We start from the raw sequence: 26,034 nt of genomic DNA on the forward strand, positions 1-26,034 counted from the left end.
TTCATGTTGCGCGATATCACCGCTGCCGGCGGGCTTCACCGGCGTTTTCTGCTTCAGGTCATCCTGCCTCTGCTGCTTGTGCTCGCCATGACGGGCATCGGCGGTCTCTACGCCATCCATTGGGCCGCCGCCCGCAGCGACGCGGCCTCGATGGAACAGCAGCACCATCTGCTTGAAGTCGCATTGAGCGACACGCTCGCCCACCTCGCCACCCAGCAACGCAGTGTGGCGCTATGGCGTCCGCTCGCCGAGGTCCTGGCCGCCCCGCGGCCGGACCTGGCGTTTCTCGACGAGAACATCGGCGGGTGGCTGCACGAGATGTTCGGGCACGACGCGACCTATGTGCTCGGTCCCCGGGACGCGGGCCGCTACGTCAGCCAGGACGGCCTGCGGCAGGGGCCAGACGCTTTCGCCGCCGTCGAGCAAGGCCTGGCGCCGCTGCTCGATGCGTTGAAGCGCGAATCCACCATGCTTGGCCGGCAGGCGGGCCCCTCCGCGGGCGGCGCTGCCGACGGCAACGTGGTCCCGGCCACGGCGCAAGTGGAAACCATGCAATCGTTGCTGGGCCGCCCCGCGTTCGTTGCCGCGGCACGCATTCCTCGGCTCGATGTGACCTCTGCAGCAGAGTTTTCAACCGAGCGAGAATTTTTTTCAATCGTCAGCGTGATCTTCCTCGATGCCGGCTATCTGCGTGAACTCGGCGCTCGCACCAATCTCGCGGACCTGCGCCTGGCCGATCCCGAGGACGCCCTCGCCCCGACCGAAGCCGCCCTGACGCTGCATGCCCCCTCCGGCGAGCCGCTGGGCCGGCTCGTCTGGCGGGCAGACCGCCCGGGCAGCGAGATGCAACGCGCCCTGATCCCCACGGCACTGGGCATGCTCGCGGTCGTCACGCTGATTTTCGGCCTGATGGCGCGGCGGCTGTGGCGCTCCTTGTGCGGCGCCGTGCGCATCCTGCGCGAACTTCGCGCGAGCGAGGCACAGGCCCAGCACCTTGCCTTTCATGACGTGTTGACCGGCCTGCCCAACCGCGCCCTCTTCGACGATCGGCTGGGGCAGGCGCTGGCGCAGGTGCAGCGCGAGAGCGGCCGGATCGCCCTGCTGCTGCTGGACCTGGATCGCTTCAAGCATGTCAACGACACCATGGGGCACCATGCCGGCGACATCCTGATCCGGGAAATCGCCACTCGCCTTGCCAACCAGATGCGCGACGCCGACACGGTGGCGCGGGTCGGCGGCGACGAATTCATGATCGTCCTGGCGGGCGTGGAGAGCAGCGCCGATGCGGATGCGCGCTGCGACGCCATCCAGGCCGCTATCCGGCGCCCCTGCGTGCTGCTGGGCAATCCGATCTCCCCATCGGCGACGATCGGCTACGCACTGGCCCCGGACGATGGCGCCGAGCGCGGCGAGCTGATGCGCAAGGCCGATATCGCGCTGTACGCGGCCAAGGCCGCCGGCCGCGACACCTGGCGACGCTTCGAACAATCGATGGACGACACGGTGCGGATGCGCAACGACATCTCCACCGACCTGCGCGCGGCACTGGAGCATCAGCAAGGCCTTGCGGTGCATTTCCAGCCCCAGGTCGACGGCGCCTCGCGCAAGGTTGTCGGCCTTGAAGCGCTGGTCCGCTGGCAGCATCAGCGCCGCGGCACCATTCGTCCCGACGAGTTCATCCCGATCGCCGAGGAAACCGGCTTGATCGTCCCGCTCGGGGAGTGGGTGTTCCGCCAGGCCTGCCGCACGGCGCGGCGCTGGCCGCAGCTGTTCATGGCGGTCAACGTGTCGCCGGTACAGTTCCGTAACGCCACGCTGGCGCAGCGGCTGATCGCCATCGCGCGGGAGGAGCAGTGCGACCCCGCGCAGATCGAACTCGAAATTACCGAAGGCGTGCTGCTCGAGGACGACCAGCGCGCCCACACCTGCCTCGCGGAACTGCGCCAGGCTGGCTTCAAGATCGCGCTGGACGATTTCGGCACCGGCTATTCGAGCCTGCACTACCTGCAGCGATTCCGCGTCGACAAGATCAAGATCGACCGCTCGTTCACGCAGAGCCTGGGCGCCTGTGCCGACGCGCCGGCCATCATCGACTCCGTCGTCGGACTGGGCCGCGCGATGGGATTGACCATCACCGCGGAAGGTGTCGAGACGCAGGAGCAGATGCAAGCCCTCGTTGCCGCCGGCTGCCACGAGCTGCAGGGCTACCTGTTCTCGCTGCCGTTGCCGGAGGACCGCCTTGAGGAAGCCATCGCCAACGCGGGGCAAGACGGGACGCACGCCTGACCGCCAACGGCCCCGGCTTCGTGGCGGTCACGCGTGCTACAGTGGCCCTCCCCGGCGCCCTTGCCCCCGCAGTCCGATGAAGACCCTGCTGATCGTCTACCACACCATGACCGACGGGACCCGGCAGATGGCCGAGGCGGCCGCGGATGCTGCGCGCGGGCAGCAAGGCGTCGAGGTCATCGTCAAGCGCGCCGCGGACACAGGCCCGGATGACGTGCTGGCCGCGGACGGCTATCTGTTCGCGACGCCAGAGAATCTGGCCGCGATCGCCGGCATCATGAAGGACTTCTTCGACCGGTGTTACTACCCCGCGCTGGACCGCCTGAACGGCCGGCCTTACGCCACCATGATCTGCGCCGGCAGCGACGGACAGAACGCCTTGCGGCAGGTCGAGCGGATCGCCACGGGCTGGCGCCTGAACCCGGTGGCCCCGGGGCTGATCGTCTGCACGCACGCACAGACGCCCGAGCAGATCCTCGCCACCAAGCGGATCCCGGCGCAGGACCTGGCCCGCTGCGCCGAGCTGGGCGAGGGACTCGCTGCGGGGCTGGCGCTGGGCGTATTCTGATGCGGGTGCAAGGCACGCCCGTGCGCGACAGAGCGATCTAGCTTCCGAACGCCCTCCGTCTGCACCGCCAGTTCCGCCGAGCGCTCGGTATCTGTCGCACACCGCATCGTCGCGCACAGCGACAAGTCCGCGGCGTCAACTCGCAAGCCCCTGCAGCTCCGTCGGCAGTTCCGAGCCGACTCGGCGCTGCTCTTGTTCCACATTCAGTCGCATGGCGAGGCGCGCGACCTCCAGAAGCTCCTCGGCCACGGCATATCCGCGGCTTTGCAACCATGCCAGTACCTCCGCCAGATGCCATATGGACGCGCTGCCTTCGTGAACTGGCGGGGGAAACGTCGCATGGTGACTCAGCATCAGTTTGCGGACGTTTTGCCGCGACATGCCGACGAAATTCGCGACATCGGTCAGCCCTGCGTAATCGGGCCCGATCTCGATCAGCCTCGAGTCAGGGATCGCGGCACGAACGTCAGCCAATGCGCTTCCCAGCGCAGCGTCAGCACTCTCTGCCTCGCGCTGGAACTGCAGTGCAAGGCGTCCCGGCAGCCCGGTCCCTACCAGAGCATCATCACAACCCGCCGCCGCCAGACGCTCCACCGTCTCGTCAATGTTGCGATTGCTATCGGACAGCTGATACCTCAGCGTAAAGGTGTATTCCATGTCGCTAGTCCTGACTGTTGCCCTCGACGCCGTGCCAATGGCGATGCATCGAACAGTGCTCCACCACGCGCCGCAACGCCCTGGCGTGGCTCTCCGGGTTCCTCGGAGTACTCCAGACGCTCGTGATGCAGCACTCGCCGCAGCGACACAGACGGTCGTTGTACGGGCAATAGATGCGGCCCCATGCGTGGCTGCCCCGAACTTCGACACGCCAACCCCGCCGCTCCCGAATCGCAAGGCCTCCTCGATTTCCTTGTTCGGATGGGAAGACCGTGTCATGAGCATTTCCAAGTATGGGCGGGTGTGGATTGGTTGTCAATTGACAACCGCGCAATCGGCAGTCGGAATCCGCATGATGCCCAAGGAGGCGAGTGATCCGGTTCTGAAACAGGCAGCGCAAGCGGTCCAGCCAGGGCTGCCTTCCCGCACCGGCGTTTTCACTAACCGGCCTATTCCAACGCTTGCTGAAGATCGCCCATCCAGTGAAAACCGCCCACTCCGTCTCCCCAGCGGCGAGAACGCACGCGCCACAGCGACGGTATTACCTCGGACGTATTCGCTCAGCGACGGTATTACCTCGGACGTATTCGCTCAGCGACGCGCCATTCCGTATAAAGGGAACAAGCGCATCCACACTGAAGGAGACAACACCCATGACCGCCTACGCCATTGCCCGCCTGACCGATGTCGACGTTGGCCCGGCCATTCGCGAGTACCTCGAACGGATCGACGATACGCTGGCGCCCTTCGAGGGTCGCTTCATCATCCATGGCGGACCAAGGACCATCGTGGAAGGCAGCTGGCGGGAAGATCTGATCGTGGTCCGTTTCCCCACCCTGCAGCATGCGCGCGACTGGTACGGATCGGCCGCCTATCAGGCGATCCTGCCCTTGCGCACGCAGAACTCGCTGGGCGACGTGATCCTGATGGAAGGGGTGGACGAGGATCACAAGGCCACGGACGTGTTGAGCGCCAGCCGTTAAGCGCGGGCACTGCCCGGCCGGGAAGCAGCAGACGAAGGCCAGGGCGGCCCTCGCAGTCCTTACTTCCGGCCTTCCTCCGGGAGCGCCTGCGCGATCGCCAGCCCCGCGAGGCGGGCGGTGGCGAGGAGCCGGTCGAGTCCCTGCCCTTCGCGCGCCTTGGCGGATAGCCCCACCATGGTGGTGCTGACGAAATCCGTCACCCGCTCGGCCTCCTGCGGGTACCGCGCCGCGATATAGCGGCGAATCGCCTCTTCCGCCGCCAGGTGGAAGCCCCGCGCGGCCTCGCGCGCCTCATCGTCATGGCACCGGGTGCCCTCCAGCACGAGACAACCCGCGGCCGCGGGATCGGCGGCGTAGTGTTGCGCCGCCTGCTCCAGCAGGCCGGCAAGCGCTTGCGCCACCGGCCGGTCCGGACGAAGCAGCTCGGCCAGCGGGATGGCCCCATGACTGGCGTAGCGGTCGAGCACGCGCCGGTACAGGCCGCCCTTGTTGCCGAAGGCGGCGTAGAAGCTCGGTGGATTGATGCCAACCGCATCGGTGACATCGGCAACGCTGACCGCGTCGTAGCCGTGGGCATGGAAGAGGCGCTGGGCCGTGGCCACCGCCTGCTCGGGATCGAAGCGGCGGGGCCGGCCGCGAGGGCGAGTATTTTTTGTAGTCGTCACTATATAAAACCTTGACTCGTGTAGAACCGTATTTTAGTATCAATCACTACATAAACAAGGAGTTCCACATGAGTCAGTTTCAAGGAAAGTCAGTGCTGGTGCTTGGCGGCAGCCGGGGCATTGGAGCGGCGATCGTGCGGCGGTTCACCGCCGACGGTGCGAACGTCACCTTCACCTATGCTGGGTCTGTGGACGCGGCGCAGCAGTTGGCCAAGGAGACGGGCAGCACCGCGGTTCAGACCGACAGTGCGGACCGCGACGCGGTGATCGCGAGGGTGCGCGAGAGCGGGCCGCTGGACGTGCTGGTGGTGAACGCGGGGATCGGCCTGTTCGGCGATGCCCTGGAACTGGACCCCAACGCGGTGGACCGGCTTATCCGGATCAATGTCCACGCGCCCTACCATGCATCGGTAGAGGCCGCCCGGGCAATGCCCGAAGGCGGCCGGATCATCGTGATCGGCTCGGTCAACGGCGACCGCATGCCCTTTGCGGGAGGCGCGGCCTACGCGTTGAGCAAGTCTGCCCTGCAAGGGATGGCGCGCGGACTAGCGCGCGACTTCGGCCCGCGCGGGATTACCATCAATGTGGTGCAGCCGGGGCCGATCGACACGGATGCCAATCCGGCCGACGGCCCGAACAAGGACTTGATGCACAGCTTCATGGCCATCAAGCGGCACGGGCGTCCGGAAGAGGTGGCTGCCATGGTGGCGTGGCTGACAGGGCCAGAGGCAAGCTTCGTCACGGGGGCGATGCACACGATCGACGGCGCATTCGGGGCGTGATGTCCTGGATGCAGCCAGACCGAAAAGCAAAAAGCCCGCAGTGCGGGCTTTTTGCATGAGGCAGCGCGCCCTTTGCAGGACGCGGGATCACTCCCACTCGATCGTCGCCGGCGGTTTCCCCGACACGTCGTACACCACCCGATTGATCCCCCGAACCTCGTTGATGATTCGGTTAGACGTCCGGCCCAGCAGCGCGTACGGCAGATGCGCCCAATGCGCGGTCATGAAATCGGTGGTCTGCACGGCGCGCAGCGCGACGACGTAGTCGTAGGTGCGCCCGTCGCCCATCACGCCGACCGACTTGACCGGCAGGAACACGGCGAAGGCCTGGCTGGTCAGGTCGTACCAGCTCTTGCCGACCTGCTCTTCGGTACAGATGCCGGCAGCGGCGTCCTGCGCCGTGGCGATGGTGCCGCGCAGTTCCTCGATGAAGATCGCGTCGGCGCGGCGCAGCAGGTCGGCGTATTCGCGCTTGAGCTCGCCGAGGATGCGCACGCCCAGGCCGGGGCCGGGGAACGGATGGCGGTAGACCATTTCGGGCGGCAGGCCGAGCTCGACGCCGAGTTCGCGCACTTCGTCCTTGAACAGGTCGCGCAGCGGCTCCAGCAGCTTCAGGCCCAGCGTCTCGGGCAGGCCGCCGACGTTGTGGTGGCTCTTGATGGTGGTGGCCTTCTTGGTCTTGGTGCCGCCCGATTCCACCACGTCCGGGTAGATGGTGCCCTGCGCCAGCCACTTGGCACGCGTGAGCTTCTTCGCCTCGGCCTGGAACACTTCGACGAATTCGCGGCCGATGATCTTGCGCTTCTGCTCGGGATCGGTGACGCCGGCCAGGTGGCCGAGGAACTGTTCGGAGGCGTCGATATGCACGACCTTGGCATGCAGGCGGCCCGCGAACATCTCCATCACCATCTTGCCTTCGTTCAGGCGCAGCAGGCCGTGATCGACGAAGACGCAGGTCAGCTGGTCGCCGATGGCGCGATGGATCAGCGCCGCGGCCACGGACGAGTCGACCCCGCCGGAGAGGCCCAGGATCACTTCCTCGTCGCCAACCTGCTCACGGATCTTCTCCACGGCCTCGGCGATATGGTCGCGCATCACCCAGTCCGGCTTGGCGCCGGCGATCTTCAGCACGAAGCGCTCGAGCATTTCGCGGCCGCGCACGGTGTGGGTGACTTCCGGGTGGAACTGCACGCCGTAGTAGCCGCGCGCTTCGTCGGCCATGCCTGCGATCGGGCAGCTCGGGGTGGAAGCCATCAGCTTGAAGCCCGGCGGCAGCGCGGTAACCTTGTCACCGTGGCTCATCCAGACCTTGAGCATGCCGTGGCCTTCGGGGGTGACGAAGTCCTCGACGTCCTTGAGCAGGTTGGTATGGCCATGCGCGCGCACTTCGGCGTAGCCGAACTCGCGCTGGTCGCTCCACTCCACCTTGCCGCCCAGCTGCACTGCCATGGTCTGCATGCCGTAGCAGATGCCCAGCACCGGCACACCCAGGTCCCACACCGCCTGCGGCGCGCGCAGCTGGTGGTCTTCGTAGGTGCTGGCGTGGCTGCCCGACAGGATGATCCCCTTGGGATTGAACTCCCGCACGAACTCGTCCGAGACGTCGTTCGGATGGATCTCGCAATAGACGTGGGCCTCGCGCACACGGCGTGCGATCAGCTGCGTTACCTGCGAGCCGAAATCAAGAATAAGGATTTTGTCGTGCATGATGGGGTGAAGGCTTGTCGGTGCGTTGGTCGTCGGGCACCACTTCGGTACCGGGGCCATAGCCCGGCGGCGGCGTGATGACCGGCTCGCGCCGGATTTCTGGTGATACGGTGGACGATGGCGTCGAAGGACCGGCCGTGGTGCCGTTGCGGCCGAAGCCGCGGTTCGTCGCCGTGGTGTCCGGGTAGTCGGTGGTGGCGGACGCGGGGTGGTCGGCGGCAGACCCCATGCCGGCAAGCGGGCTGGCCGTGCCCGGCGCCTGTGCCGCCTGCATTTCCTGCCGCAATCGTTCCTCGCGCTCCCGATTGCGCACGCGCGCGGCCAGCGGCAATTGCAGCACGGCGAAGAAACCGAGCATGACGGCCAGCAGCGGCAGCCAGATCCGTCCGGCGCCCTGCACCGGCAGCTGGAAGAACATCAGCCAACCGCCGATCAGCAGCGCGCTGACGAGATTGACCCACCCTACCGTGCGCGCGACCGGTACGGTCAGCGCGCCCTGGAAGGCGGCCCGGCCCATCAGTGCGGCGAAACCGATCATGCCAACGCCCAGCAGCTGCCCATACAACGCGGGCTGCGGCTGCGGCAGCTGCAGCGCCGCATAGAAGGTCGCGAACGGCGAGATCAGCAGCACGATGCCAAGCATCAGGTCGAACAGCGCATCGAAGAACAGTACGGCTCTGAGCAGGACCTTCATCGAAACTCCTCGAATCTCGTCAGGGCGTGGGGCCCGGATGCGATGCGCGGCTGCACCGTCCAGGACGGGTGCAGCCGCGTTGCCGGCGGGCGTCATCCGCTGCGCGGGTGCCGGGGCACACCGCGCGCGGCGCTGCCATCAGTCGATGTGGTAGTTCGGCGCTTCCTTGGTGATCTGCACGTCGTGGACATGCGACTCGCGCATGCCGGCGGCGGTGATCTGGACGAACTGCGCGTTCTCGTGCCAATCGGCGATCGAGCTGCTGCCGCAGTAGCCCATCGAGGCCCGCACGCCACCGGTCAGCTGGTGGATGATGGCCATCACCGACCCCTTGTAAGGGACCCGGCCTTCGATGCCTTCCGGTACCAGCTTGTCGACGTTGGCGCTGTTGTCTTCCTGGAAGTAGCGGTCGGCGGCGCCGTCCTTCATCGCGCCCACCGAACCCATGCCGCGATAGCTCTTGAACGAGCGGCCCTGATAGAGGAACACTTCGCCCGGCGCTTCTTCGGTGCCGGAGAACATGCCGCCCATCATCACGGCGTGCGCGCCAGCGGCCAGCGCCTTGGCGATGTCGCCCGAATACCGCACGCCGCCATCGGCGATCAGCGGCACGCCGGTGCCCTTCAGGGCCTCGGCCACGTTCGACACGGCGGTGATCTGCGGCACGCCGACGCCGGCGACGATCCGCGTGGTGCAGATCGAACCCGGCCCGATGCCGACCTTGACGCCGTCGGCGCCATTCTCGACCAGCGCCAGCGCGGCCGCGCCGGTGGCGATATTGCCGCCAATCACCTGCACCTGCGGGAAGTTGTCCTTGACCCAGCGCACGCGGTCGAGCACGCCCTGGCTGTGGCCGTGGGCGGTATCGACCACGATCACGTCCACGCCGGCCTTGACCAGCAGCTCCACGCGCTCGTCGTTCTCGGGACCGACGCCGACCGCCGCGCCCACGCGCAGCTGGCCGCGATCGTCCTTGCTCGCCAGCGGGTTCTCGACGGCCTTCTGGATGTCCTTGACGGTAATCAGGCCGCGCAGCTCGAACGCGTCGTCGACCACCAGCACACGCTCCAGGCGGTGCCGGTTCATCAGGCGCTTGGCTTCGTTCAGGCTTGCACCTTCCGCGACGGTCACCAGCTTCTCGCGCGGGGTCATCTTGGCGCGCACCGGTGCATCCAGTTCTTCCTCGAAGCGCAGGTCGCGGTTGGTGATGATGCCGACCACCGTCTTGCCTTCCAGCACCGGGAAGCCGGAAATGCCATGCTGCTGCGACAGCGCGATGACGTCGCGGACCTTCATGTCCGGCGAGATCGTGATCGGATCGCGCAGCACGCCCGATTCGTAGCGCTTGACCCGGGCCACTTCGCGGGCCTGCTCGGCAGGCTTCAGATTCTTGTGAACGATGCCGATGCCGCCGGCCTGCGCCATGGCGATCGCCAGGCGGGCTTCCGTGACCGTATCCATCGCGGCGGATACCAGCGGAATGTTCAGGTCGATGGAACGGGTCAGGCGGGTGCGGAGGGAGACATCCCGGGGCAGCACGGCGGAATAAGCCGGCACGAGCAGCACATCATCGAACGTGAGTGCTTTCTGGACAAGACGCATAGCGATTCCTCTAGGCGCAAAACCGAATTATACAGGAATGCCCGCATTTTGACGCTGGCACGGATTGGCAATGCTATGCTTTGAGGCTTTTTCGAAACGGGGGCGCCGTCGTGACTGAAACCGCCCTCGGGTAACGGATCTCGTCGATGGGAATTGGAGTCCTCTGCGGCCTGCTGGCAGGCGCCCTGTGGGGCATGGTGTTCATCGCCCCGAAACTGCTGCCCGCCTTCTCGCCCTGGGAGCTGGCAATCGGCCGCTACCTGGCCTACGGGATCGTCGCGGCGATTGCAGCGGCGCCACTGATGCGCCGCATCGCCCGCAAGCTGCGGCGCGCGGACTGCATTGCCCTGCTGCGCCAGGCCATGACGGGCAACCTGCTCTATTACGTCCTGCTGGCCTTTGGCGTGCAACTGGCAGGCGTCGGCCCGACCTCCCTGATCATCGGCATCCTGCCAATCTCCGTGACGCTGCTGGGGCGCCGGGATCACGGCGCGGTGCCGCTCAAGCGCCTTGCGCTGCCGCTGCTGGTGGTGGCGTTGGGCATCGCCTGTATCAACATCGACCTGTTCTCGGGTGGCGGCAGCGTCCATGGCGCGGCAGCCGACCCCGTGCTGCGCCCGGTCTGGCACAAGATCGCCGGCGTGATCTGCGCCGCCGGCGCACTGCTGTGCTGGAGTCTGTACGCGGTGGACAACGCGCGCTATCTGCAGCGCAATCCGCAATACAGCGGCAACGAGTGGTCGGCGCTGTACGGACTGTCCACCGGCGCGGTGTCGCTGGTGCTGGCGGTGATCGGCTGGCTGCTGTTCGGCGATGCGATCCTGGCCGACACCCACCGCGACTGGCAGTGGTTCCTGTGGGTCAACGCCGCCGTCGCACTGGGTGCCTCGCTGATCGGCAACAACCTGTGGAACATCGCCAGCCGCCGTCTGCCGCTGACGCTGTCCGGGCAGATGATCGTGTTCGAGACGCTGTTCGCGCTGGCCTATGGCTTTGTCTACGACGGCCGCTGGCCGCGTCCGCTGGAAATCGCCGCGATCGCGCTGCTGATGGTCGGGGTGGCGTGGTCGGTGCGGATGCACGCCGGCGGCGACTCGCCTGGCCAGGGCCAGACCGGTCAACCGGCGCACGCGAGCTGAAGCGGCACGCCTGCCACGGGCCCGGTCCCGGCCCGGCTCAGACCGTATCTCCCCCGCCGCGCATCCACTTCTGGCCTTCCCGGGTGCCGGCCTCCCGCGTGCGCTGCACCCGGCGCCGCCGGGCCGTCTTCGGATCGGCCTGCAGCGGCCGGTAGACTTCGATGCGGTCGCCCTCGCGCACCACGGTATCCAGCGTCTTGAGCTTGCCGAAGATGCCCACGCGGGCGCTGGCCGGATCGACCTCGGGATGCGCCTGTAGCAGTCCCGAAGCGGTCAGCGCCGCGCCGATGGTGGCGCCGGCATCGACCTCCACCTGCCGTAGAAACGCCTCGCCGGGCAGCGCATAGCAGACCGTCGCGTGGACCCGGGCGCCACCCTGCTCAGCTGGCCGCATAGACGACGTCGGCCCGCTTGACGAAGGCATCGACAAAGGTATTGGCGATCATGTTGAAGACCGGCCCGATGACCTTTTCCAGCAGGATGCTGGAAAACTCGTAATGCAGGTGGAACTCGATCTTGCAGGCGTCGGCGCGCAAGGGAATGAAATTCCAGTACCCGGTAAAGACCTTGAACGGACCATCGGCGAAATTCATGTCGATATGGGTCGGCCGCTGCTGGACATTGCGGGTATGAAAATATTGCTTGATGCCGCTGAAATTGATATGGACCTTGGCATCGAGCAGGGTCTCGGTCTGTTCGAAGATCTCCACGCCGCCGCACCAGGGCAGGAACTTGGGATAGTCTTCAACGCGCGTGACCAGGTCGTACATCTGCTCGGCCGAATAGCCCAACAGCACGGTTTTGTGAACGTCTGCCATGAGTCGACGGTTCCTGGCTGCCGCCTGCCCCTGCCTGCCTTGCCGCGCAGGGTCGACGGCGCCGGTCTGTTTGCTAGAATCGGGATTTTAGCCGAGGCTTTGCCGTCACGGCACGCCCGGGCCTAGCGCCCGCCCTCCGGCCCGCCCGTTCCCCACCTGATCACGCATGACCATCGCAGACAACAAGAAGGCCTTCTTTGACTACTTCATCGAGGAACGATATGAAGCAGGGATCGTGCTCGAAGGGTGGGAGGTCAAGGCGATCCGTGCCTCGCGGGTACAGATCAAGGAGGGCTATGTGGTGATCCGCGATGCCGAGCTGTACCTGATCGGCGCGCACATCAGCCCGCTGGAGAGCGCCTCCACCCATGTCAAGCCGGACCCGGTGCGCACCCGCAAGCTGCTGCTCAAGGCCGACGAGATCAAGAAGCTGATCGGCAAGGTCGAGCAGCGCGGTTATACGCTGGTGCCGCTGAACCTGCATTACACGCGCGGCCGCGTCAAATGCGAGATCGGCCTGGCCAAGGGCAAGAAGCAGTTCGACAAGCGCGAGACCGAGAAGGCGCGGGACTGGCAGCGCGAGAAGGCGCGGCTGATCAAGAGCGGCGGCAAGGAATGATGGCGCGGCCGGATGCGCATCGCGGACCCGGCCGATGAATGCTACTCACCCCCCTTCTACCCCGCCTTCTGCCCCTTCACGATCTGCAGGGCCGATGCGACCATCGTGCTCATGTCGCCCAGGTTGCCCGGCACGATCAGCGTGTTGCCCGTCTTGGCCAGGTTGCCGAAGGCGTTGACGTATTCCTCGGCCACCTTCAGGTTGACCGCTTCCACCCCGCCCTCGCCACGGATGGCGCGGCCGATCTTCTCGATCGCCTGCGCGTTGGCTTCGGCCACGGCGAGGATTGCCGCCGCCTCGCCCTGGGCGTTGTTGATCGCCGCCTGCTTCTCGCCCTCCGACTTCTGGATGGCCGCTTCGCGCGCGCCCGAGGCCAGGTTGATCTGTTCCTGACGGCGCCCTTCCGAGGCGGCGATCAGCGCGCGCTTTTCCCGCTCGGCGGTGATCTGCGCCTGCATCGCCCGCAGGATTTCATTGGGCGGGGTCAGGTCCTTGATCTCGTAGCGCAACACCTTGACGCCCCAGTTCGATGCCGCCTCGTCCAGCGCGTTGACGATGCTGGCGTTGATGAACTCGCGCTCCTCGAAGGTCTTGTCCAGCTCCATCTTGCCGATCACCGAGCGCAGCGTGGTCTGCGCCAGCTGGGTGATCGCCACCACGAAGTTGCTCGACCCGTACGACGCCTTCATCGGGTCGGTAACCTGGAAGTACAGCACGCCATCGACCTGTAGCTGCGTATTGTCGCGCGTGATGCAGACCTGGCTGGGCACATCCAGCGGGATCTCCTTGAGGACGTGCTTGTAGGCGACGCGATCGATGAAGGGCAGCACGACGTTCAGCCCTGGCGTCAGGGTGGCGCGGTACTTGCCCAGGCGCTCGAGCACCCATGCGTGCTGCTGCGGCACGATCTTGAAGCTCTGCGCCAGCAGCACGATGACGGCGATCAGGACCAGCATGGGCAGCACGCTGCCGAAGATATCCAGCATAACGACTCCGGTGACGATGAAACAGGATGGTCCGGCCGAGGCACGCCACGCGCGGCGCCGGCCGGCCGACAGCATGCTACAGCGGGATGACAATCAGCGTGTTGCCGCGCACTTCGACGATACGGTGGCGGCCCGGCAAGGCGGCCGCGCCCTGCCCCAGCTCGACGTTCCACTGCGCGCCGCGATAGGAGACGCGGGCGCGCCCGCCCGCGTCCCACGCCGGCACCTCGACGCTCTGGCCGATATCGAGATTGACGTTCGGATCGCTCGCCGCGGCGCCCTTGCGCGTGCGCCCATAGCGCGAGCGGCGCAGCACGACAAAGCCGGCCAGCGACACGGCCGCCGCCACGAACAGCTGGGCGGCCAGCCCCCAGCCCAGCCATGCCACCGTGCCCGCCGCCAGCGCGCCGAGCGCCACCACCAGCAGATACAGCGTCAGGCTGGCCAGTTCCGCGATGACCAGCAGGACCGCCAGGCCAAACCAGAGATGGTAGTTCGCCATCCGTTGCCTCTCCTCGTTGTCGGTAAACATGAAAAACCCCGCCTTGCAGCGGGGTCCGGTCGTCCATCGATGGGCGGCGCACACGGCAATGCGTGCGCCGCCCATGCCGGCTCAGACGGTGGGCATCAGGACGCCAGTTGACGCCAGGTATCCACCACCGAATCCGGGTTCAGCGAGATCGACGAGATCCCCTCCTTGGCCAGCCAGGCAGCGAAGTCCGGATGATCGGACGGGCCCTGTCCACAGATACCGACATACTTGTTCAGCCGCAGCGCCGTCGAGATCGCGCGCGAGAGCATGAAGCGCACCGCCGGATCGCGCTCGTCGAAGTCCTTGGCCAGCAGCTCCATGCCGGAGTCGCGGTCCAGGCCCAGGGTCAGCTGCGTCAGGTCGTTCGAGCCGATCGAGAAGCCGTCGAAGTACTGCAGGAACTCCTCTGCCAGGATCGCGTTGGACGGCACCTCGCACATCATGATCAGGCGCAGGCCGTTCTCGCCGCGCTTCAGTCCGTGCTTGCCGAGCAGATCGACCACCTTCTCGGCCTGGCCCAGCGTGCGCACGAACGGCACCATGATCTCGACGTTGGTCAGCCCCATCTCGTCGCGGACCCGCTTCATCGCCTTGCACTCCATCTCGAAGGCTTCGGCGAAGTCCTCGGCGATGTAGCGCGATGCGCCGCGGAAACCGAGCATCGGGTTTTCCTCGTCCGGCTCGTAGCGCGAACCGCCGATCAGCTTCTTGTACTCGTTCGACTTGAAGTCCGACAGGCGCACGATCACGGGCTTCGGATAGAACGCGGCGGCGATCGTCGCCACGCCTTCGGCCAGCTTGTCGACATAAAACGCGCGCGGGCTGGCATGGCCGCGGGCCACGCTCTCGACCGCCTTCTTCAGGTCGGCATCGACCTGCGGGTAGTCGAGGATGGCCTTCGGGTGAACGCCGATGTTGTTGTTGATGATGAATTCCAGACGCGCCAGGCCCACGCCGCCGTTCGGAATCTGCGCGAAATCGAAGGCCAGCTGCGGATTGCCGACGTTCATCATGATCTTGACGTCGATCTGCGGCATCTCGCCGCGCTGCACCTCGGTGACCTCGGTCTCCAGCAGGCCGTCGTAGATCCGGCCCTCGTCGCCTTCGGCGCAGGACACCGTGACCAGCGTGCCGTCCTTGAGCACGTCGGTGGCGTCGCCGCAGCCGACCACGGCCGGCACGCCAAGCTCGCGCGCGATGATCGCCGCATGGCAGGTCCGGCCGCCACGGTTGGTGACGATGGCCGAGGCGCGCTTCATCACCGGCTCCCAGTTCGGGTCGGTCATGTCGGCGACCAGCACGTCGCCCGGCTGCACCCGCTCCATCTCGCTCGGGTCGTTGATCACGCGGACCGGGCCGGTGCCGATCTTCTGGCCGATGGCACGGCCGGTGGCCAGCACGGCGGAGGTCCCCTTGAGCTTGAAGCGCTGCTCGACCTTGCCGGCAGCCTGGCTCTTCACGGTCTCCGGGCGTGCCTGCAGGATGTAGATCTTGCCGTCCTTGCCGTCCTTGCCCCACTCGATATCCATCGGGCGGCCATAGTGCTTCTCGATGATCATCGCGTAGCGGGCCAGCTCGCTGACGTCGTCATCGGTGATCGAGTAGCGGTTGCGCAGCTCGGTCGGCACGTCCACCGTCTTGACGCGGCCCTGCTCGCCCGGGGCGGTGAACTCCATCTTGATCAGCTTCGAACCGATCGAGCGGCGGATGATGGGATAGTTGCCGGCTTCCAGCATCGGCTTGAAGACATAGAACTCGTCGGGATTCACCGCGCCCTGCACCACGGTCTCGCCCAGGCCGTAGCTGGACGTGATGAAGACCACGTCGGGGAAGCCCGACTCGGTGTCGATGGTGAACATCACGCCGGAGGCGGCGAGGTCGGAACGGACCATGCGCTGCACGCCGGCCGACAGCGCGACCACATCGTGGGCGAAGCCCTTGTGGACGCGATACGAGATGGCGCGGTCGTTGTACAGCGAGGCGAACACGTGCTTGATCTTGTCCAGCACGTCGTCGATGCCGCTGACGTTCAGGTAGGACTCCTGCTGGCCGGCGAACGAGGCGTCGGGCAGATCCTCTGCCGTGGCGGACGAGCGCACCGCGAACGACGCTTCGGCGCCTTCGCGCGCGGACACACGGGCGTAGTGGTCGCGAATCTCCTGTTCCAGGCGGGGCTGGAACGGCGCGCTGGCAACCCAGCCGCGAATTTCGGCACCGGCTTCGGCCAGCGCCTTGACGTCATCGACGTCAAGCGACTTCAGGCGATCGGAGATGCGCTGGGTCAGGTTGTTGTGAGCGAGGAAGTCGCGGAAGGCCAGCGCCGTGGTGGCAAAGCCGCCCGGAACCCGGACGCCCGCCTCGGCCAGCTGGGAGATCATTTCGCCCAGGGACGAATTCTTGCCTCCCACCACTTCCACATCGGACATGCGCAGCTGCTCGAACGGCAGCACATAGGCGCCGTCATTGGCCAGGTTGGTCATAACACCCTCAAAACGAAGTAGGAAACCTGTCGCCCCTCGCCGGAATATGATTGGAGTTCTGCTACCGACGGGATCGCTTGGCTAAGCACTCCGGGAACGGAGATCGGGAAGGCCTTTCCTGCCGACCGAATCTGGCAATCGAAGCGGCGCTGGATTGTCGACAATCCAGCCTCGCAGGGAAAGGCGGCCCTGCTGCGAAGCGCAATTGCTTAGCCAAAAGATCGCCGCTATTCTACCGTGCCGCACCGCACTTTCGCGTGCGGTGCCTACCAAATAATCGTTTCAGCATGGATTCCCCCGCCGCATCGCGAACCGACAAGCCCCCCGTGCGCACCGTTTTCATCGTCTCCGACGGCACCGGGATCACGGCCGAGACCTTCAGCCATTCCATTCTTGCCCAGTTCGAGATGCGCTTTCGCAAGGTGCGGATGCCCTTCATCGACACGCCAGAGAAGGCGCACATGGCGGTCAGCAAGATCAACGAGGCTTTCCAGGCCGAGGGGGTACCGCCGATCGTCTTCACGACCCTGGTCAATGCCGAATCGAACAAGGCGCTGCGCCGGGCCAAGGGCATGATCCTCGACATGTTCCAGACCTTCATCGAGCCGCTCGAAAAGGAACTGGGGCTGAAGTCGACCCATGCGATCGGCCGGTTCCACCAGAACGCCGATACCGAGGCGTACAAGAACCGGATCGAGGCGATCAACTTCTCGCTGGCGCATGACGATGGCCAGTCGCACAAGAACCTGGAAGAAGCGGACGTGATCCTGGTCGGCGTGTCGCGCAGCGGCAAGACCCCCACCAGCCTGTACCTGGCGATGCAATACGGGCTGAAGGCGGCCAATTACCCGCTGATCCCCGACGATTTCGAGCGCGGCAAGCTGCCGACCGCACTGTACGCCTACAAGCCGAAGATCTTCGGCCTGTCGATCGACCCGCAGCGGCTCTCCGAAATCCGCAACGAGCGGCGGCCGGGCAGCAAGTACGCGGCGCTGGAGAATTGCCGCTACGAGGTCAACGAGGCGGAAATCATGATGCGGCGAGAGGGCATCAAGTGGCTGTCATCGACGCACAAGTCAATCGAGGAGATCGCCACGACGATCCTGCAGGAAATCAAGGTGGATCGGGACAATTACTGATCGCCGATGGTCTGCTCCCCTCTCCCGCCCCTCGGACGCCGCCGCTTGCGCCCCTCTCCCGCCCTGCGGGAGAGAGGGGCCGGGGGAGAGGGTAAGAGGCACTTGACCCACCTTGGCGGTCCGCATCGCCCGCTGCCCTCTCCCCCGCCCCTCTCCCACAAGTGGGAGAGGGGCGCAAATCTACCCCCGCCGCTGCCGCACCGCCTCGAACAGGCAGACCGCCGTCGCCGCGGCGACGTTGAGCGATTCCAGCCCGCCCGGTTGCGGAATGCCGACCGTGCGCGACACCAGCGCCATCCATTCCGGCCCCACGCCCGCGCCTTCATTTCCGACCACCCAGCCGACCGGCCCGCGCAGGTCGGTATCGAACAGCGTGGCGTCGGCGTGCGACGAGGTGGCCAGCAGCGGCACCGCCAGCCGCGGTGCCAGCATGTCCACGGTGCAATGCTCGACGATGTTCAGGTGGAAATTCGCCCCCATGCCGGCGCGCAGGGTCTTGGTCGACCAGGCGAACGCGCAGCCGGTGGCCAGGAACGCATGCTGGATGCCGGCGGCCGCCGCGCTGCGCAGGATGGAGCCGACATTGCCGGCATCCTGCACGCCATCGAGAATGACGCAGTCGCTATCGATGCTGGACGGCAGATGGCCCGCGGGCGTGTCGATCACCAGCATCAGGTCGATGCCGTTGACCACGCCGCTGATCTGGGTGAACAGCGCGTCGGCCAGTACCACCACCCGGTCGGAATCGACGCGGGCGAGCAGCGCGGCGACTTCCGCATGGTCGTAATGCCGCTCGGAGACCACGCAACTGGCCGGCTGGCCCATGGCGGACAGATAGGCCTCGGCCAGATGCACGCCGTCCAGCACCGACTGGCCGGCCTTGCGGCGCTGGTGGGTGGAGCCGGTCAGCGCCTTCAAATGCTTGAACAGCGCGTTGTCGCGCGAGGTGACGTGTTTCACGAGAGACCCCTGGCGAAATTCAGGTGAGCGCCGGACCGGCGGCATCGAAGGCGCGCACCATGTCGTCGATTGCGTGGTCGACGGCCGCGGCTTCCACGCCAGCGGCTTCGACGTCAGCGGCCTCGGGCTGCGGCAGCATGCCGGCAAGCGACTGCGGCAGCGCGCCGCTGCGGATCAATGCCTCGCGAACCGGGGCAAAGGAGCGGCGATGATGCGGCGTGGCGCCGAACCGGCTCAGCGCCTCCAGATGCTGCGGCGTGCCGTAGCCCACATGGGCGTCGAAGCCGTACTCGGGATAGGCCGCATGCAAGGTCAACAGCTCGCGATCCCTTGCGACCTTGGCCAGGATCGACGCGGCGGAGATGGCCTGTACCGTTGCGTCGCCCTTCACCACCGCCTCGACGGGAAACGGCACCTCAGGGCAGCGGTTGCCGTCGATCTGCACCAGGTCGGGCGTGACGCCGGTTGCGGCCAGCCCCCGCACGGCGCGCTGCATCGCCAGCATGGTGGCGTGCAGGATATTCAGCGTGTCGATTTCCTCGACGCTGGCGAAGGCGATATGCCAGCCCAGCGCCCGCTCGCGGATGTCGTCGAACAGGGCCTCGCGCCGGCGCGCAGTGAGGATCTTCGAGTCGGCCAGGCCCTCGATGGGCCGGGCCGGATCGAGGACCACGGCAGCGGCGAACACCGGGCCAGCCAGCGGTCCGCGCCCCGCTTCGTCGACGCCGCACAGCCGGCGTACCGCCGCGGCATCCGGGGCGAGCGACAGCCCGAGCTGCACGTCGATGGCTTCGGCGCGCTTGCGGCCCTTGCGCGCGGTCATGCCGCACTCCGCCCGCGCAACAGACTCACCACCACGTCCGCGGCAATGTCGGCCGTATTGCGGCGCAAGGTGTGGTGCATCTGCGTGAAATGCTCGTACAGGAAGGCCGCGTTGGTCTGGTCGTTCAGTTGCAGCAGCGTCTCGCGCGCCAGCGCCTCCGGCGTGGCGTCGTCCTGCAGCAGCTCGGGCACGACGAAGCGGCCCGACAGGATATTGGGCAGGCCGACATAGGGCAAATACCCCTGCCGCTTCATGATCTGCGCGGTCAACCAGGGCACCTTGTACGAGATCACCATCGGCTTCTTGTACAGCGCTGCCTCCAGCGTGGCCGTGCCGCTCGCCAGCAGCACCACGTCGGCCGCTTCCATCGCCTGGTGGGACTGACCATCGACGATGGTCACGTCCAGCTGCGGATACTGCCGCGCATGCTCTTCCACGATCGCGCGCAGCGGCGCACTGGCGGCCGGCAGCACGAAGGCCAGCGTCGCGTCCATGGCATGCATCCGCGCCATCGCCGCGAAGAAGGTCGCGCCCAGGTTGCGCACCTCCGACTGTCGGCTGCCGGGCAGCACCGCCACCACGCGCCGCCCTGCCGGCAGGCCGAGTTGGGCCCGCGCACCTTGCACATCGGGCACCATCGGGATCACGTCGGCCAGCGGATGGCCGACATACGTCGCCGGAATGCCGGCCTTGGCGTAGATCTCCGGCTCGAACGGGAACAGACACAGGATATGGTCCACCGCCTTGGCGATGGTGCGGATGCGCCCGCCGCGCCAGGCCCAGATCGACGGACTGACGAAATGGACCACCGGGATACCGGCGCGCCGCAGCGGGACCTCGAGCCCGAAGTTGAAATCCGGTGCATCGATGCCGATGAAGCACAGCGGTCGCTCGGCCAGCAGCCGGTCGCGGATCTGCCGGCGCGTGGCCAGGATTTCGCGCAGCGAACCGATGACTTCGACATAGCCATTGACCGACAGCGTTTCCATCGGCCAGTGCGAGACGAAGCCCTTCTCCATCATGCGGCGCCCACCGATGCCGGCATAGCGAACGTCGCCGCCAAGACGCGCCTGCAGCCCGCCAAGCAGCATCGAGGCGAGCAGGTCGCCCGAGGCCTCGCCAGCGACCATGGCAATCTCGCCGCGCAGTTCCAGGCGGGCCTGCGCGGCGGCGGCGATCCGTTGCGGTGGAATCGGCACGGCGGACATCACGCCCGCGACCCTCAGCGGACGATGCCGCGCTGGGTGGCGGCGATGAAGTCGAGGAAGGCCCGCAGCGGCTTGCCGGTCCCGGCGTCCGCCTGCGCCAGCAGGTGCCCGATCTCGGTCTGCGCCTCGTCGAAGCTCAGGTCCGACTTGTAGAGCAGCTTGTAGGCCTGCCGCAGCGCGGCGATCTGCCCGGCATCGAAGCCGCGCCGGCGCAGCCCTTCCACGTTGATGCCGTGCGGCGTGGCCTTGTTGCCGTTCTTGTCGCTGGCCGCGATCACATACGGCGGCACGTCCTGCACCAGCGCCGACGCGCCGCCCAGCATCGCATGGTCGCCGATCCGGACGAACTGGTGCACCCCGCTCATGCCCCCAAGGATCGCCCAGTCGCCCACCTGCACATGGCCGGCGATCTGCGCGTTGCTGGAGAACACGGTGTGGTTGCCGACACGGCAATCGTGCGCGATATGCACGTAGGCCATGATCCAGTTATCGTTGCCGATGCTGGTCAGGCCCTCGTCCTGCACGGTGCCGGTATGGATGGTGGTGAATTCGCGGATGCGGTTGCGGTCGCCGATCACTAGCCGGGTCGGCTCGTCGCGGTACTTCATGTCCTGCGGCGCACCGCCCACCGACGCATACGGGCCGATATGGTTGTCGGCGCCGACGGTGGTATGCCCTTCCAGCGTGCAGTGCGAGCCGATCACGGTGCCGCTGCCGATGCGGACATTGGGTCCGACGATGGAGTACGGGCCAACGCGCACGTCGGCCGCCAGTTCGGCCTTCGGGTCGATCAGGGCGGTGGGATGAATTAGCGTCATGCCTGCTGTCCTAGAAAGCGTGTCGATGGCGCGGGCGAAAGCCGCGCGCCCCTCGGGTTCAGGCGTCGGCCTGCTTGACGGTACACATCAGCTCGGCCTCGCACGCCACCTTGTCTTCGACCGTGGCGAAGGCCTTGAATTTCCAGATACCTCGAATATAGCGCTCGACCGACACATTCATGTGCAGCTGGTCGCCCGGGTAGACGACCTGCTTGAAGCGTGCACCGTCGATGCCGACGAAGTAATACAGCGCCCCTTCCTTGCGTTCCATGTCGGCGCCGAAGGTCAGCAGGCCGGCGGACTGGGCCAGCGCCTCCAGGATCATCACGCCGGGCATCACCGGCGAGCCAGGGAAATGGCCCTGGAAATACGGCTCGTTGATGGTGACGTTCTTCAGGGTCTTGATGCGTTGCTGCGGCTCGAACTCCAGCACGCGGTCCACCAGCAGGATCGGGTAGCGGTGCGGCAACAGCTGGAGGATCTTGCGGATGTCGATATCTGCGGCGGTCATGATGATTTCTCTTCGGTATTCTGTGTCGTTGTGTCCGTGCCCTGGCCGCGCAGCCGCTTCTCCAGCTGCTGCACGCGCTCGCGCAATTTGGACAAGCCGCGCACGATGGCGGCATTGCGTTCCCATTCCGCATGCGGCAGGAACGGAAATACGCTGGTGAAGTGCCGGCCGGGCTGGGCAATCGACTTGGTGATCGAAGTCCCGCCCGACACGATGGTGCCGTCGGCGATGGTCAGGTGGCCCGCGAAATTGGCCGAGCCGCCGATCATGCAGAACCGGCCGATCTTCGTGCTCCCCGCAACGGCCGCACAGCCAGCGATGACGGTATGGGCGCCGACCCGGACGTTGTGCGCGATCTGCACCTGATTGTCCAGCTTGCAGCCGTCCTCGATCACGGTATCGCCCATGGCACCGCGATCCACCGCGGTATTGGCGCCGATCTCGACATCGTTGCCCAGCACGGCCCGGCCGGTCTGTGGGATCTTGACGTACTCGACGCCATCCGCACGCCGGTCCGGCGCGAAGCCGAACCCGTCGGCGCCGATCACCGCGCCGCTATGGACGATGCAGCGCTGGCCCAGCACACAACCATGATAGATGCTGACGTTGGCATGGATCAGCGTATCGTCGCCAACCTGCGCGCCCGCGCCGATATAGCCGTTGGCCAGCACGCGGACGCGCTCGCCCAGGCGGGCGCCGGCCTCGATTACCACGTTGGGGCCGATGTAGCAGGAGGCGGGCACTGTCGCGTCCGGCGACACGCTGGCGCGCGGATCGATGCCGGTGCGGTGGTCCGTGTTGGCGGCACGGTCGAACTGCTGCGCGATCCTGGCGAAGCAGACATAGGGGTCGCGCGCGACCAGCCAGTTGCGGCCCTCGGCATGCCCCTGCTCGCGAATGCGCTCCAGGTCGCGGGGCGACACGACGATCGCCGCCGCGCGGGATGCCAGCGCCTGCGCCAGGTACAGCGGATTGGAGAGGAAAGCCAGCTGCCCTTCCCCGGCTTGGTCCAGCGGTGCCAGACCGCTGATGGTCAGGGTGGGCTCACCCACAACCTGCGCGCCGGTATCCGTGGCGAGCTGACCCAGTGTGGGTGCGTTCATCGCGGTACTTCCTTGAAAGACGGGACGCGCAGCGGCTTACTTGCCGCCCGCGTTCAGAGCCTTCATCACATCGTCGGTAATGTCGATGCGGGGGTTGACGTAGACCGCTTCCTGCACGATCAGGTCGTACTTGCGCTGCTCGGCCAGCTGCCGGATCACGCGGTTGGCGCGCTCCAGCACCTGAGCCAGCTCCTCGTTGCGGCGCTGGTTCAGGTCCTCGCGGAACTCGCGCTGCTTGCGCTGGAACTCGCGGTCCAGGTCGGCCAGTTCGCGCTGGCGGCGCTGGCGGTCGGCATCGGCCAGCACGGCGGTGTCCTTGTCGAGCCGGTCGGCCAGGCCCTTGATCTTCTGGGCCATGTCCTGCAGCTCGCGATCGCGGCGGGAGAACTCCTGCTCCAGCTTGACCTGCGCCTGCTTGGCCGGCTGGGAATCGCGCAGGATGCGCTCCGAATTCACCGCCGCGATGCGCGCTTCCTGGGCGAGCGCGGGCGTGGCGGTGGCCAGGGCCCCGGCCGTCCCCGCGGCGACGAGCAGGGTCTGGATGATGCGGGATGGGGTTTTCATCAATCGATCCTTTATCAGAACGCGGTACCGATCTGGAACTGGAAGCGCTGGGTACGATCGCCCTCTTCCTGCTTCAGCGGGAAGCCCACGCTGACCTTCAGCGGGCCGATCGGCGACAGCCACGACATGCCGAGACCGGTGGAGTACTTCAGGTCGCTGAAGGTCGGGGTCTCGCCTTCCTGGTACACGTTACCGAAGTCAAAGAACGTAAACAGGCGCAGCGTACGGTCCACGCCGGAGCCCGGCAGCGGGAAGATGAACTCGACGTTACCGATCATCTTCGAGGCGCCGCCCTGGGCACGGCCATACTGGTCCTTCGGACCCAGCGAGCTGGTCTGGTAGCCCCGGACCGAGCCGATACCGCCGGCGTAGAAGTACTTGAAGACCGGGTAGTCCTTGCCGCCGAAGCCGCGACCATAGGCGATTTCGCCGTTCAACGCCAGCGTGAATGCCTTGGAGATCGGGTAGTAGTACTGCTGCTGCACGGTGGCGCGGTAGTACGACGTGTCGCCGATGCCCGGCAGACCCACTTCCAGGTTGGCCTGGGTGTACGGGCCCTTGGTCGGGATCAGTGCGCTGTCGCGGCGGTCGCGCGCCCAACCCACCGTGAACGGGAAGTTGTTGGTGACGTCGCCGTTCTCGCGGACCCAGTTCTGGTACTGGATCGGCGTCTGGTCGGTCACGGTCAGCTCGGTACGCTCGTAGCCGATACCGAAGAACACCGTGTCGTTCTCCGAGAACGGCACGCCGAACTTGAAGCTGCCGCCGGTCGAGACGATGCGGTAGTTGGTATCGCCGATGTAGTACAGCGGGCGCGACGTCCGATAGTAGATATCGGTCGAGCGGCTGATGCCGTCCACGGTGAAGTACGGATCGTACTGCGTCAGCGCGATGGTACGGAACGACTTGGCGGTGTTGACGTCCAGGCCCAGGCTGGTGCCGGAGCCGAACACGTTGTCCTGCCGCAGGCCGGCCTGCAGCACCAGCTTGTCGGTCGACGAGAAGCCCATGCCCAGGCTGATCTGCCCGGTCGGCTTCTCGGTGACGTTGACGTTCACGTCCACCTGGTCGGGCGCGCCCGGCACGTCCTCGGTGGTGATATTGGTATCGGTGAAGTAGCCGGTCCGGTTGATCCGCGCCTGCGACTGCTGCAGCTTCTCGCTGTCGAACCACGAGCTTTCCATCTGCCGCATCTCGCGGCGCACCACCTCGTCGCGCGTCTTGCTGTTGCCGACCACATTGACGCGGCGCACGTAGACGCGGCGACCCGGATCGACCATCAGCGTCAGCGCGACTTCACGCGTCTCGCGGTTGATCTGCGGCTGCGGATTGATGGTGGTGAAGGCGTAGCCGTAGGTCCCCATCAGGTCGGTGATGGCCTTGGTGCTCTGCGTCAGCTTCTCGGACGAGAAGACCTCGCCCTTCTTCAGCGTCAGCAGCTTCTCCATCTCCTCCTGCTTGCCCAGCAGTTCGCCAGCCAGCCGGATGTCGGACACCTTGTACTGTTCGCCTTCCTTGATGTTCAGCGTCAGGTAGATGTCCTTCTTGTCCGGCGTGATCGACACCTGGGTCGATTCGATGGCGAACTCGAGGTAACCGCGGTTCAGGTAGAAGGAGCGCAGCGACTCCAGGTCGGCGGTCAGCTTCTGCTTGGAATACAGGTCGTTCTTGGTGTACCAGGAAAGCCAGTTGGGCGTCGACAATTGCATCTCGTCACGCAGCGTGCTTTCCTTGAACGCCTTGTTGCCGACGATATTGATCTGGCGGATCTTGGCGATCGGGCCTTCGTCGACGTTGAAAACGACCGAGACGCGGTTGCGGTCAACCGGCGTCACCGTGGTCTGCACCTCGGCGGCATAGTAGCCGCGCGAGACGTACTGCCGCTTCAGTTCCTGCTCGGCCTTGTCGATCAGCGCGCGGTCGTAGTAACGCGCTTCGGCCACGCCGACGGCTCGCAGCGAACGGCGCAGGGTGTCCTTGTCGAACTCCTTGATGCCGACGAACTCGAGCTGCGAGATGCCCGGGCGCTCCTCCACCTGCACGACCAGCACACCGTCCTCGGCGCGGATCTGCACGTCCTTGAAGAAGCCGGTGTTATAGAGCGCGCGAATCGCGTCGGCGCCCTTGTCGTCGGTGAAGGTCTCGCCTACCTTTACAGGGAGGTAGCCGAACACCGTACCGGGTTCGACCCGTTGCAGGCCTTCCACCCGGATATCCCGGACCACAAATGGATCCGCGGCCTGGGCTGCAGGCGTCCAGGCCGCGATGATGGCACTCGCCAGCACGCCAAGCGAGATGCGCTTATGTCTGATCAATCTTGATCCCCTCGTTGATTCCATGCAGGATTTGGCTCTGATGCTTCGCGAAGGCGGGACCTGGCGACGGGTCGC

The 26,034-nt window shown here is 66.1% G+C and carries 25 protein-coding genes and 1 pseudogene; 7 read left to right on the forward strand and 19 right to left on the reverse strand.

What is annotated here, in order from left to right:
- Positions 1 to 3: 3 nt before the first annotated feature.
- Both K6V06_RS13235 and K6V06_RS13240 read left to right on the forward strand, forming a co-directional pair.
- Complete coding sequence (locus K6V06_RS13235) at positions 4 to 2,286, forward strand: bifunctional diguanylate cyclase/phosphodiesterase (RefSeq protein WP_222244080.1); 2,283 nt, start codon at positions 4 to 6, stop codon at positions 2,284 to 2,286.
- Positions 2,287 to 2,362: 76 nt separating this feature from the next.
- The gene (locus K6V06_RS13240; RefSeq protein ID WP_222244082.1) at positions 2,363 to 2,854 is read left to right on the forward strand and encodes an NAD(P)H-dependent oxidoreductase; all 492 of its coding nucleotides are present in this window, start codon (positions 2,363 to 2,365) and stop codon (positions 2,852 to 2,854) included.
- Between the two features lie 135 nt (positions 2,855 to 2,989).
- Here K6V06_RS13240 and K6V06_RS13245 read toward each other — a convergent pair whose 3' ends face one another.
- Both K6V06_RS13245 and K6V06_RS20735 read right to left on the reverse strand, forming a co-directional pair.
- A complete protein-coding gene (locus tag K6V06_RS13245; protein WP_222244084.1) occupies positions 2,990 to 3,511 on the reverse strand; it encodes an AlpA family transcriptional regulator in 522 nt (173 codons plus the stop codon).
- Between the two features lie 4 nt (positions 3,512 to 3,515).
- Positions 3,516 to 3,790: pseudogene (locus K6V06_RS20735) on the reverse strand (hypothetical protein).
- A gap of 374 nt (positions 3,791 to 4,164) precedes the next feature.
- Here K6V06_RS20735 and K6V06_RS13250 point away from each other — a divergent pair.
- Positions 4,165 to 4,494, forward strand: coding sequence for a DUF1330 domain-containing protein (locus tag K6V06_RS13250; RefSeq protein WP_222244086.1), 330 nt, complete (start codon positions 4,165 to 4,167; stop codon positions 4,492 to 4,494).
- A gap of 59 nt (positions 4,495 to 4,553) precedes the next feature.
- On the opposite strand, the gene K6V06_RS13255 is transcribed toward K6V06_RS13250, so the two are convergent.
- Positions 4,554 to 5,159 carry a TetR/AcrR family transcriptional regulator gene (locus tag K6V06_RS13255; protein WP_222244088.1) on the reverse strand — a complete coding sequence of 202 codons (606 nt, stop codon included), beginning with the start codon at positions 5,157 to 5,159 and terminating at the stop codon, positions 4,554 to 4,556.
- A 68-nt stretch (positions 5,160 to 5,227) separates the two neighbouring features.
- On the opposite strand from K6V06_RS13255, the gene bdcA reads away from it, so the two are divergent.
- Positions 5,228 to 5,941 (forward strand): SDR family oxidoreductase, encoded by a 714-nt coding sequence (gene bdcA, locus K6V06_RS13260; RefSeq protein WP_222244090.1) that lies wholly within the window; start codon positions 5,228 to 5,230, stop codon positions 5,939 to 5,941.
- An 87-nt stretch (positions 5,942 to 6,028) separates the two neighbouring features.
- Here the strand turns inward: bdcA and guaA are convergent, their stop codons facing one another.
- The 3 genes from guaA to guaB all read right to left on the reverse strand — a co-directional run bounded on the left by guaA (position 6,029) and on the right by guaB (position 9,944).
- Positions 6,029 to 7,648, reverse strand: a complete 1,620-nt coding sequence (gene guaA, locus K6V06_RS13265) for a glutamine-hydrolyzing GMP synthase (protein WP_222244092.1) — start codon at positions 7,646 to 7,648, stop codon at positions 6,029 to 6,031.
- Entirely contained in the window at positions 7,623 to 8,342 is a 720-nt protein-coding gene (locus K6V06_RS13270; protein ID WP_222244094.1) for a hypothetical protein, read from the reverse strand. The genes guaA and K6V06_RS13270 overlap by 26 nt, the downstream gene beginning before the upstream one ends.
- A 138-nt stretch (positions 8,343 to 8,480) precedes the next feature.
- Complete coding sequence (gene guaB, locus K6V06_RS13275; RefSeq protein WP_222244096.1) at positions 8,481 to 9,944, reverse strand: IMP dehydrogenase; 1,464 nt, start codon at positions 9,942 to 9,944, stop codon at positions 8,481 to 8,483.
- 146 nt (positions 9,945 to 10,090) lie between these two features.
- Between guaB and K6V06_RS13280 the strand changes: the two genes are divergently transcribed.
- The gene (locus tag K6V06_RS13280; protein WP_222244098.1) at positions 10,091 to 11,083 is read left to right on the forward strand and encodes a DMT family transporter; all 993 of its coding nucleotides are present in this window, start codon (positions 10,091 to 10,093) and stop codon (positions 11,081 to 11,083) included.
- Positions 11,084 to 11,120: 37 nt separating this feature from the next.
- On the opposite strand, the gene K6V06_RS13285 is transcribed toward K6V06_RS13280, so the two are convergent.
- Positions 11,121 to 11,477, reverse strand: coding sequence for an RnfH family protein (locus K6V06_RS13285; RefSeq protein ID WP_222244100.1), 357 nt, complete (start codon positions 11,475 to 11,477; stop codon positions 11,121 to 11,123).
- On the reverse strand, positions 11,464 to 11,901 hold the full coding sequence (locus K6V06_RS13290) for a type II toxin-antitoxin system RatA family toxin (RefSeq protein WP_222244102.1): 438 nt from the start codon (positions 11,899 to 11,901) through the stop codon (positions 11,464 to 11,466). The genes K6V06_RS13285 and K6V06_RS13290 overlap by 14 nt, the downstream gene beginning before the upstream one ends.
- A 166-nt stretch (positions 11,902 to 12,067) precedes the next feature.
- Between K6V06_RS13290 and smpB the strand changes: the two genes are divergently transcribed.
- Positions 12,068 to 12,520 carry an SsrA-binding protein SmpB gene (gene smpB / locus K6V06_RS13295; RefSeq protein ID WP_222244104.1) on the forward strand — a complete coding sequence of 151 codons (453 nt, stop codon included), beginning with the start codon at positions 12,068 to 12,070 and terminating at the stop codon, positions 12,518 to 12,520.
- Between the two features lie 56 nt (positions 12,521 to 12,576).
- Here smpB and K6V06_RS13300 read toward each other — a convergent pair whose 3' ends face one another.
- The 3 genes from K6V06_RS13300 to ppsA form a co-directional block, all read right to left on the reverse strand.
- Entirely contained in the window at positions 12,577 to 13,506 is a 930-nt protein-coding gene (locus K6V06_RS13300) for an SPFH domain-containing protein (protein ID WP_222244106.1), read from the reverse strand.
- Between the two features lie 76 nt (positions 13,507 to 13,582).
- Positions 13,583 to 14,008, reverse strand: a complete 426-nt coding sequence (locus K6V06_RS13305) for an NfeD family protein (protein ID WP_222244108.1) — start codon at positions 14,006 to 14,008, stop codon at positions 13,583 to 13,585.
- A 125-nt stretch (positions 14,009 to 14,133) separates the two neighbouring features.
- Positions 14,134 to 16,518 (reverse strand): phosphoenolpyruvate synthase, encoded by a 2,385-nt coding sequence (ppsA, locus tag K6V06_RS13310; RefSeq protein WP_222244110.1) that lies wholly within the window; start codon positions 16,516 to 16,518, stop codon positions 14,134 to 14,136.
- Positions 16,519 to 16,805: 287 nt separating this feature from the next.
- Between ppsA and K6V06_RS13315 the strand changes: the two genes are divergently transcribed.
- Positions 16,806 to 17,657 carry a pyruvate, water dikinase regulatory protein gene (locus K6V06_RS13315; RefSeq protein ID WP_222244112.1) on the forward strand — a complete coding sequence of 284 codons (852 nt, stop codon included), beginning with the start codon at positions 16,806 to 16,808 and terminating at the stop codon, positions 17,655 to 17,657.
- Positions 17,658 to 17,837: 180 nt separating this feature from the next.
- On the opposite strand, the gene K6V06_RS13320 is transcribed toward K6V06_RS13315, so the two are convergent.
- From K6V06_RS13320 to bamA, 8 genes are all read right to left on the reverse strand, one after another.
- A complete protein-coding gene (locus K6V06_RS13320) occupies positions 17,838 to 18,617 on the reverse strand; it encodes an RNA methyltransferase (protein ID WP_222244114.1) in 780 nt (259 codons plus the stop codon).
- A 19-nt stretch (positions 18,618 to 18,636) separates the two neighbouring features.
- A complete protein-coding gene (gene rnhB / locus K6V06_RS13325; RefSeq protein WP_222244116.1) occupies positions 18,637 to 19,440 on the reverse strand; it encodes a ribonuclease HII in 804 nt (267 codons plus the stop codon).
- Complete coding sequence (gene lpxB, locus K6V06_RS13330) at positions 19,437 to 20,570, reverse strand: lipid-A-disaccharide synthase (protein ID WP_255581840.1); 1,134 nt, start codon at positions 20,568 to 20,570, stop codon at positions 19,437 to 19,439. The genes rnhB and lpxB overlap by 4 nt, the downstream gene beginning before the upstream one ends.
- A gap of 92 nt (positions 20,571 to 20,662) precedes the next feature.
- Entirely contained in the window at positions 20,663 to 21,466 is an 804-nt protein-coding gene (gene lpxA / locus K6V06_RS13335; protein WP_222244119.1) for an acyl-ACP--UDP-N-acetylglucosamine O-acyltransferase, read from the reverse strand.
- Positions 21,467 to 21,524: 58 nt separating this feature from the next.
- Positions 21,525 to 21,977, reverse strand: coding sequence for a 3-hydroxyacyl-ACP dehydratase FabZ (gene fabZ, locus K6V06_RS13340; protein WP_222244120.1), 453 nt, complete (start codon positions 21,975 to 21,977; stop codon positions 21,525 to 21,527).
- The gene (lpxD, locus tag K6V06_RS13345; protein ID WP_222244121.1) at positions 21,974 to 23,080 is read right to left on the reverse strand and encodes a UDP-3-O-(3-hydroxymyristoyl)glucosamine N-acyltransferase; all 1,107 of its coding nucleotides are present in this window, start codon (positions 23,078 to 23,080) and stop codon (positions 21,974 to 21,976) included. Before lpxD ends, fabZ begins: the two co-directional genes overlap by 4 nt.
- Positions 23,081 to 23,116: 36 nt before the next feature.
- Positions 23,117 to 23,644, reverse strand: coding sequence for an OmpH family outer membrane protein (locus tag K6V06_RS13350; RefSeq protein ID WP_222244122.1), 528 nt, complete (start codon positions 23,642 to 23,644; stop codon positions 23,117 to 23,119).
- Positions 23,645 to 23,658: 14 nt separating this feature from the next.
- Complete coding sequence (gene bamA / locus K6V06_RS13355) at positions 23,659 to 25,983, reverse strand: outer membrane protein assembly factor BamA (RefSeq protein ID WP_222244123.1); 2,325 nt, start codon at positions 25,981 to 25,983, stop codon at positions 23,659 to 23,661.
- Positions 25,984 to 26,034 lie beyond the last annotated feature (51 nt).

Source organism: Cupriavidus sp. AU9028 (assembly GCF_019795295.1).
Taxonomy (GTDB): Bacteria; Pseudomonadota; Gammaproteobacteria; order Burkholderiales; family Burkholderiaceae; genus Cupriavidus.

Excerpts from the sequence above, each read along its gene's own strand:
- K6V06_RS13350 (WP_222244122.1), bottom strand. The coding sequence starts at position 23,644 with ATGAAAACCCCATCCCGCATCATCCAGACCCTGCTCGTCGCCGCGGGG.
- lpxD (WP_222244121.1), bottom strand. The coding sequence starts at position 23,080 with ATGAACGCACCCACACTGGGTCAGCTCGCCACGGATACCGGCGCGCAG.
- K6V06_RS13290 (WP_222244102.1), bottom strand. The coding sequence starts at position 11,901 with ATGGCAGACGTTCACAAAACCGTGCTGTTGGGCTATTCGGCCGAGCAG.
- guaB (WP_222244096.1), bottom strand. The coding sequence starts at position 9,944 with ATGCGTCTTGTCCAGAAAGCACTCACGTTCGATGATGTGCTGCTCGTG.
- rnhB (WP_222244116.1), bottom strand. The coding sequence starts at position 19,440 with ATGACCGCGCGCAAGGGCCGCAAGCGCGCCGAAGCCATCGACGTGCAG.
- guaA (WP_222244092.1), bottom strand. The coding sequence starts at position 7,648 with ATGCACGACAAAATCCTTATTCTTGATTTCGGCTCGCAGGTAACGCAG.
- K6V06_RS13250 (WP_222244086.1), top strand. The coding sequence starts at position 4,165 with ATGACCGCCTACGCCATTGCCCGCCTGACCGATGTCGACGTTGGCCCG.
- fabZ (WP_222244120.1), bottom strand. The coding sequence starts at position 21,977 with ATGACCGCCGCAGATATCGACATCCGCAAGATCCTCCAGCTGTTGCCG.
- K6V06_RS13270 (WP_222244094.1), bottom strand. The coding sequence starts at position 8,342 with ATGAAGGTCCTGCTCAGAGCCGTACTGTTCTTCGATGCGCTGTTCGAC.
- K6V06_RS13235 (WP_222244080.1), top strand. The coding sequence starts at position 4 with ATGTTGCGCGATATCACCGCTGCCGGCGGGCTTCACCGGCGTTTTCTG.
- ppsA (WP_222244110.1), bottom strand. The coding sequence starts at position 16,518 with ATGACCAACCTGGCCAATGACGGCGCCTATGTGCTGCCGTTCGAGCAG.
- smpB (WP_222244104.1), top strand. The coding sequence starts at position 12,068 with ATGACCATCGCAGACAACAAGAAGGCCTTCTTTGACTACTTCATCGAG.
- K6V06_RS13305 (WP_222244108.1), bottom strand. The coding sequence starts at position 14,008 with ATGGCGAACTACCATCTCTGGTTTGGCCTGGCGGTCCTGCTGGTCATC.
- K6V06_RS13285 (WP_222244100.1), bottom strand. The coding sequence starts at position 11,477 with ATGCGGCCAGCTGAGCAGGGTGGCGCCCGGGTCCACGCGACGGTCTGC.
- K6V06_RS13280 (WP_222244098.1), top strand. The coding sequence starts at position 10,091 with ATGGGAATTGGAGTCCTCTGCGGCCTGCTGGCAGGCGCCCTGTGGGGC.
- K6V06_RS13315 (WP_222244112.1), top strand. The coding sequence starts at position 16,806 with ATGGATTCCCCCGCCGCATCGCGAACCGACAAGCCCCCCGTGCGCACC.
- lpxB (WP_255581840.1), bottom strand. The coding sequence starts at position 20,570 with ATGGTCGCTGGCGAGGCCTCGGGCGACCTGCTCGCCTCGATGCTGCTT.
- K6V06_RS13240 (WP_222244082.1), top strand. The coding sequence starts at position 2,363 with ATGAAGACCCTGCTGATCGTCTACCACACCATGACCGACGGGACCCGG.
- K6V06_RS13300 (WP_222244106.1), bottom strand. The coding sequence starts at position 13,506 with ATGCTGGATATCTTCGGCAGCGTGCTGCCCATGCTGGTCCTGATCGCC.
- lpxA (WP_222244119.1), bottom strand. The coding sequence starts at position 21,466 with ATGACGCTAATTCATCCCACCGCCCTGATCGACCCGAAGGCCGAACTG.
- K6V06_RS13245 (WP_222244084.1), bottom strand. The coding sequence starts at position 3,511 with ATGGAATACACCTTTACGCTGAGGTATCAGCTGTCCGATAGCAATCGC.
- bdcA (WP_222244090.1), top strand. The coding sequence starts at position 5,228 with ATGAGTCAGTTTCAAGGAAAGTCAGTGCTGGTGCTTGGCGGCAGCCGG.
- bamA (WP_222244123.1), bottom strand. The coding sequence starts at position 25,983 with ATGGAATCAACGAGGGGATCAAGATTGATCAGACATAAGCGCATCTCG.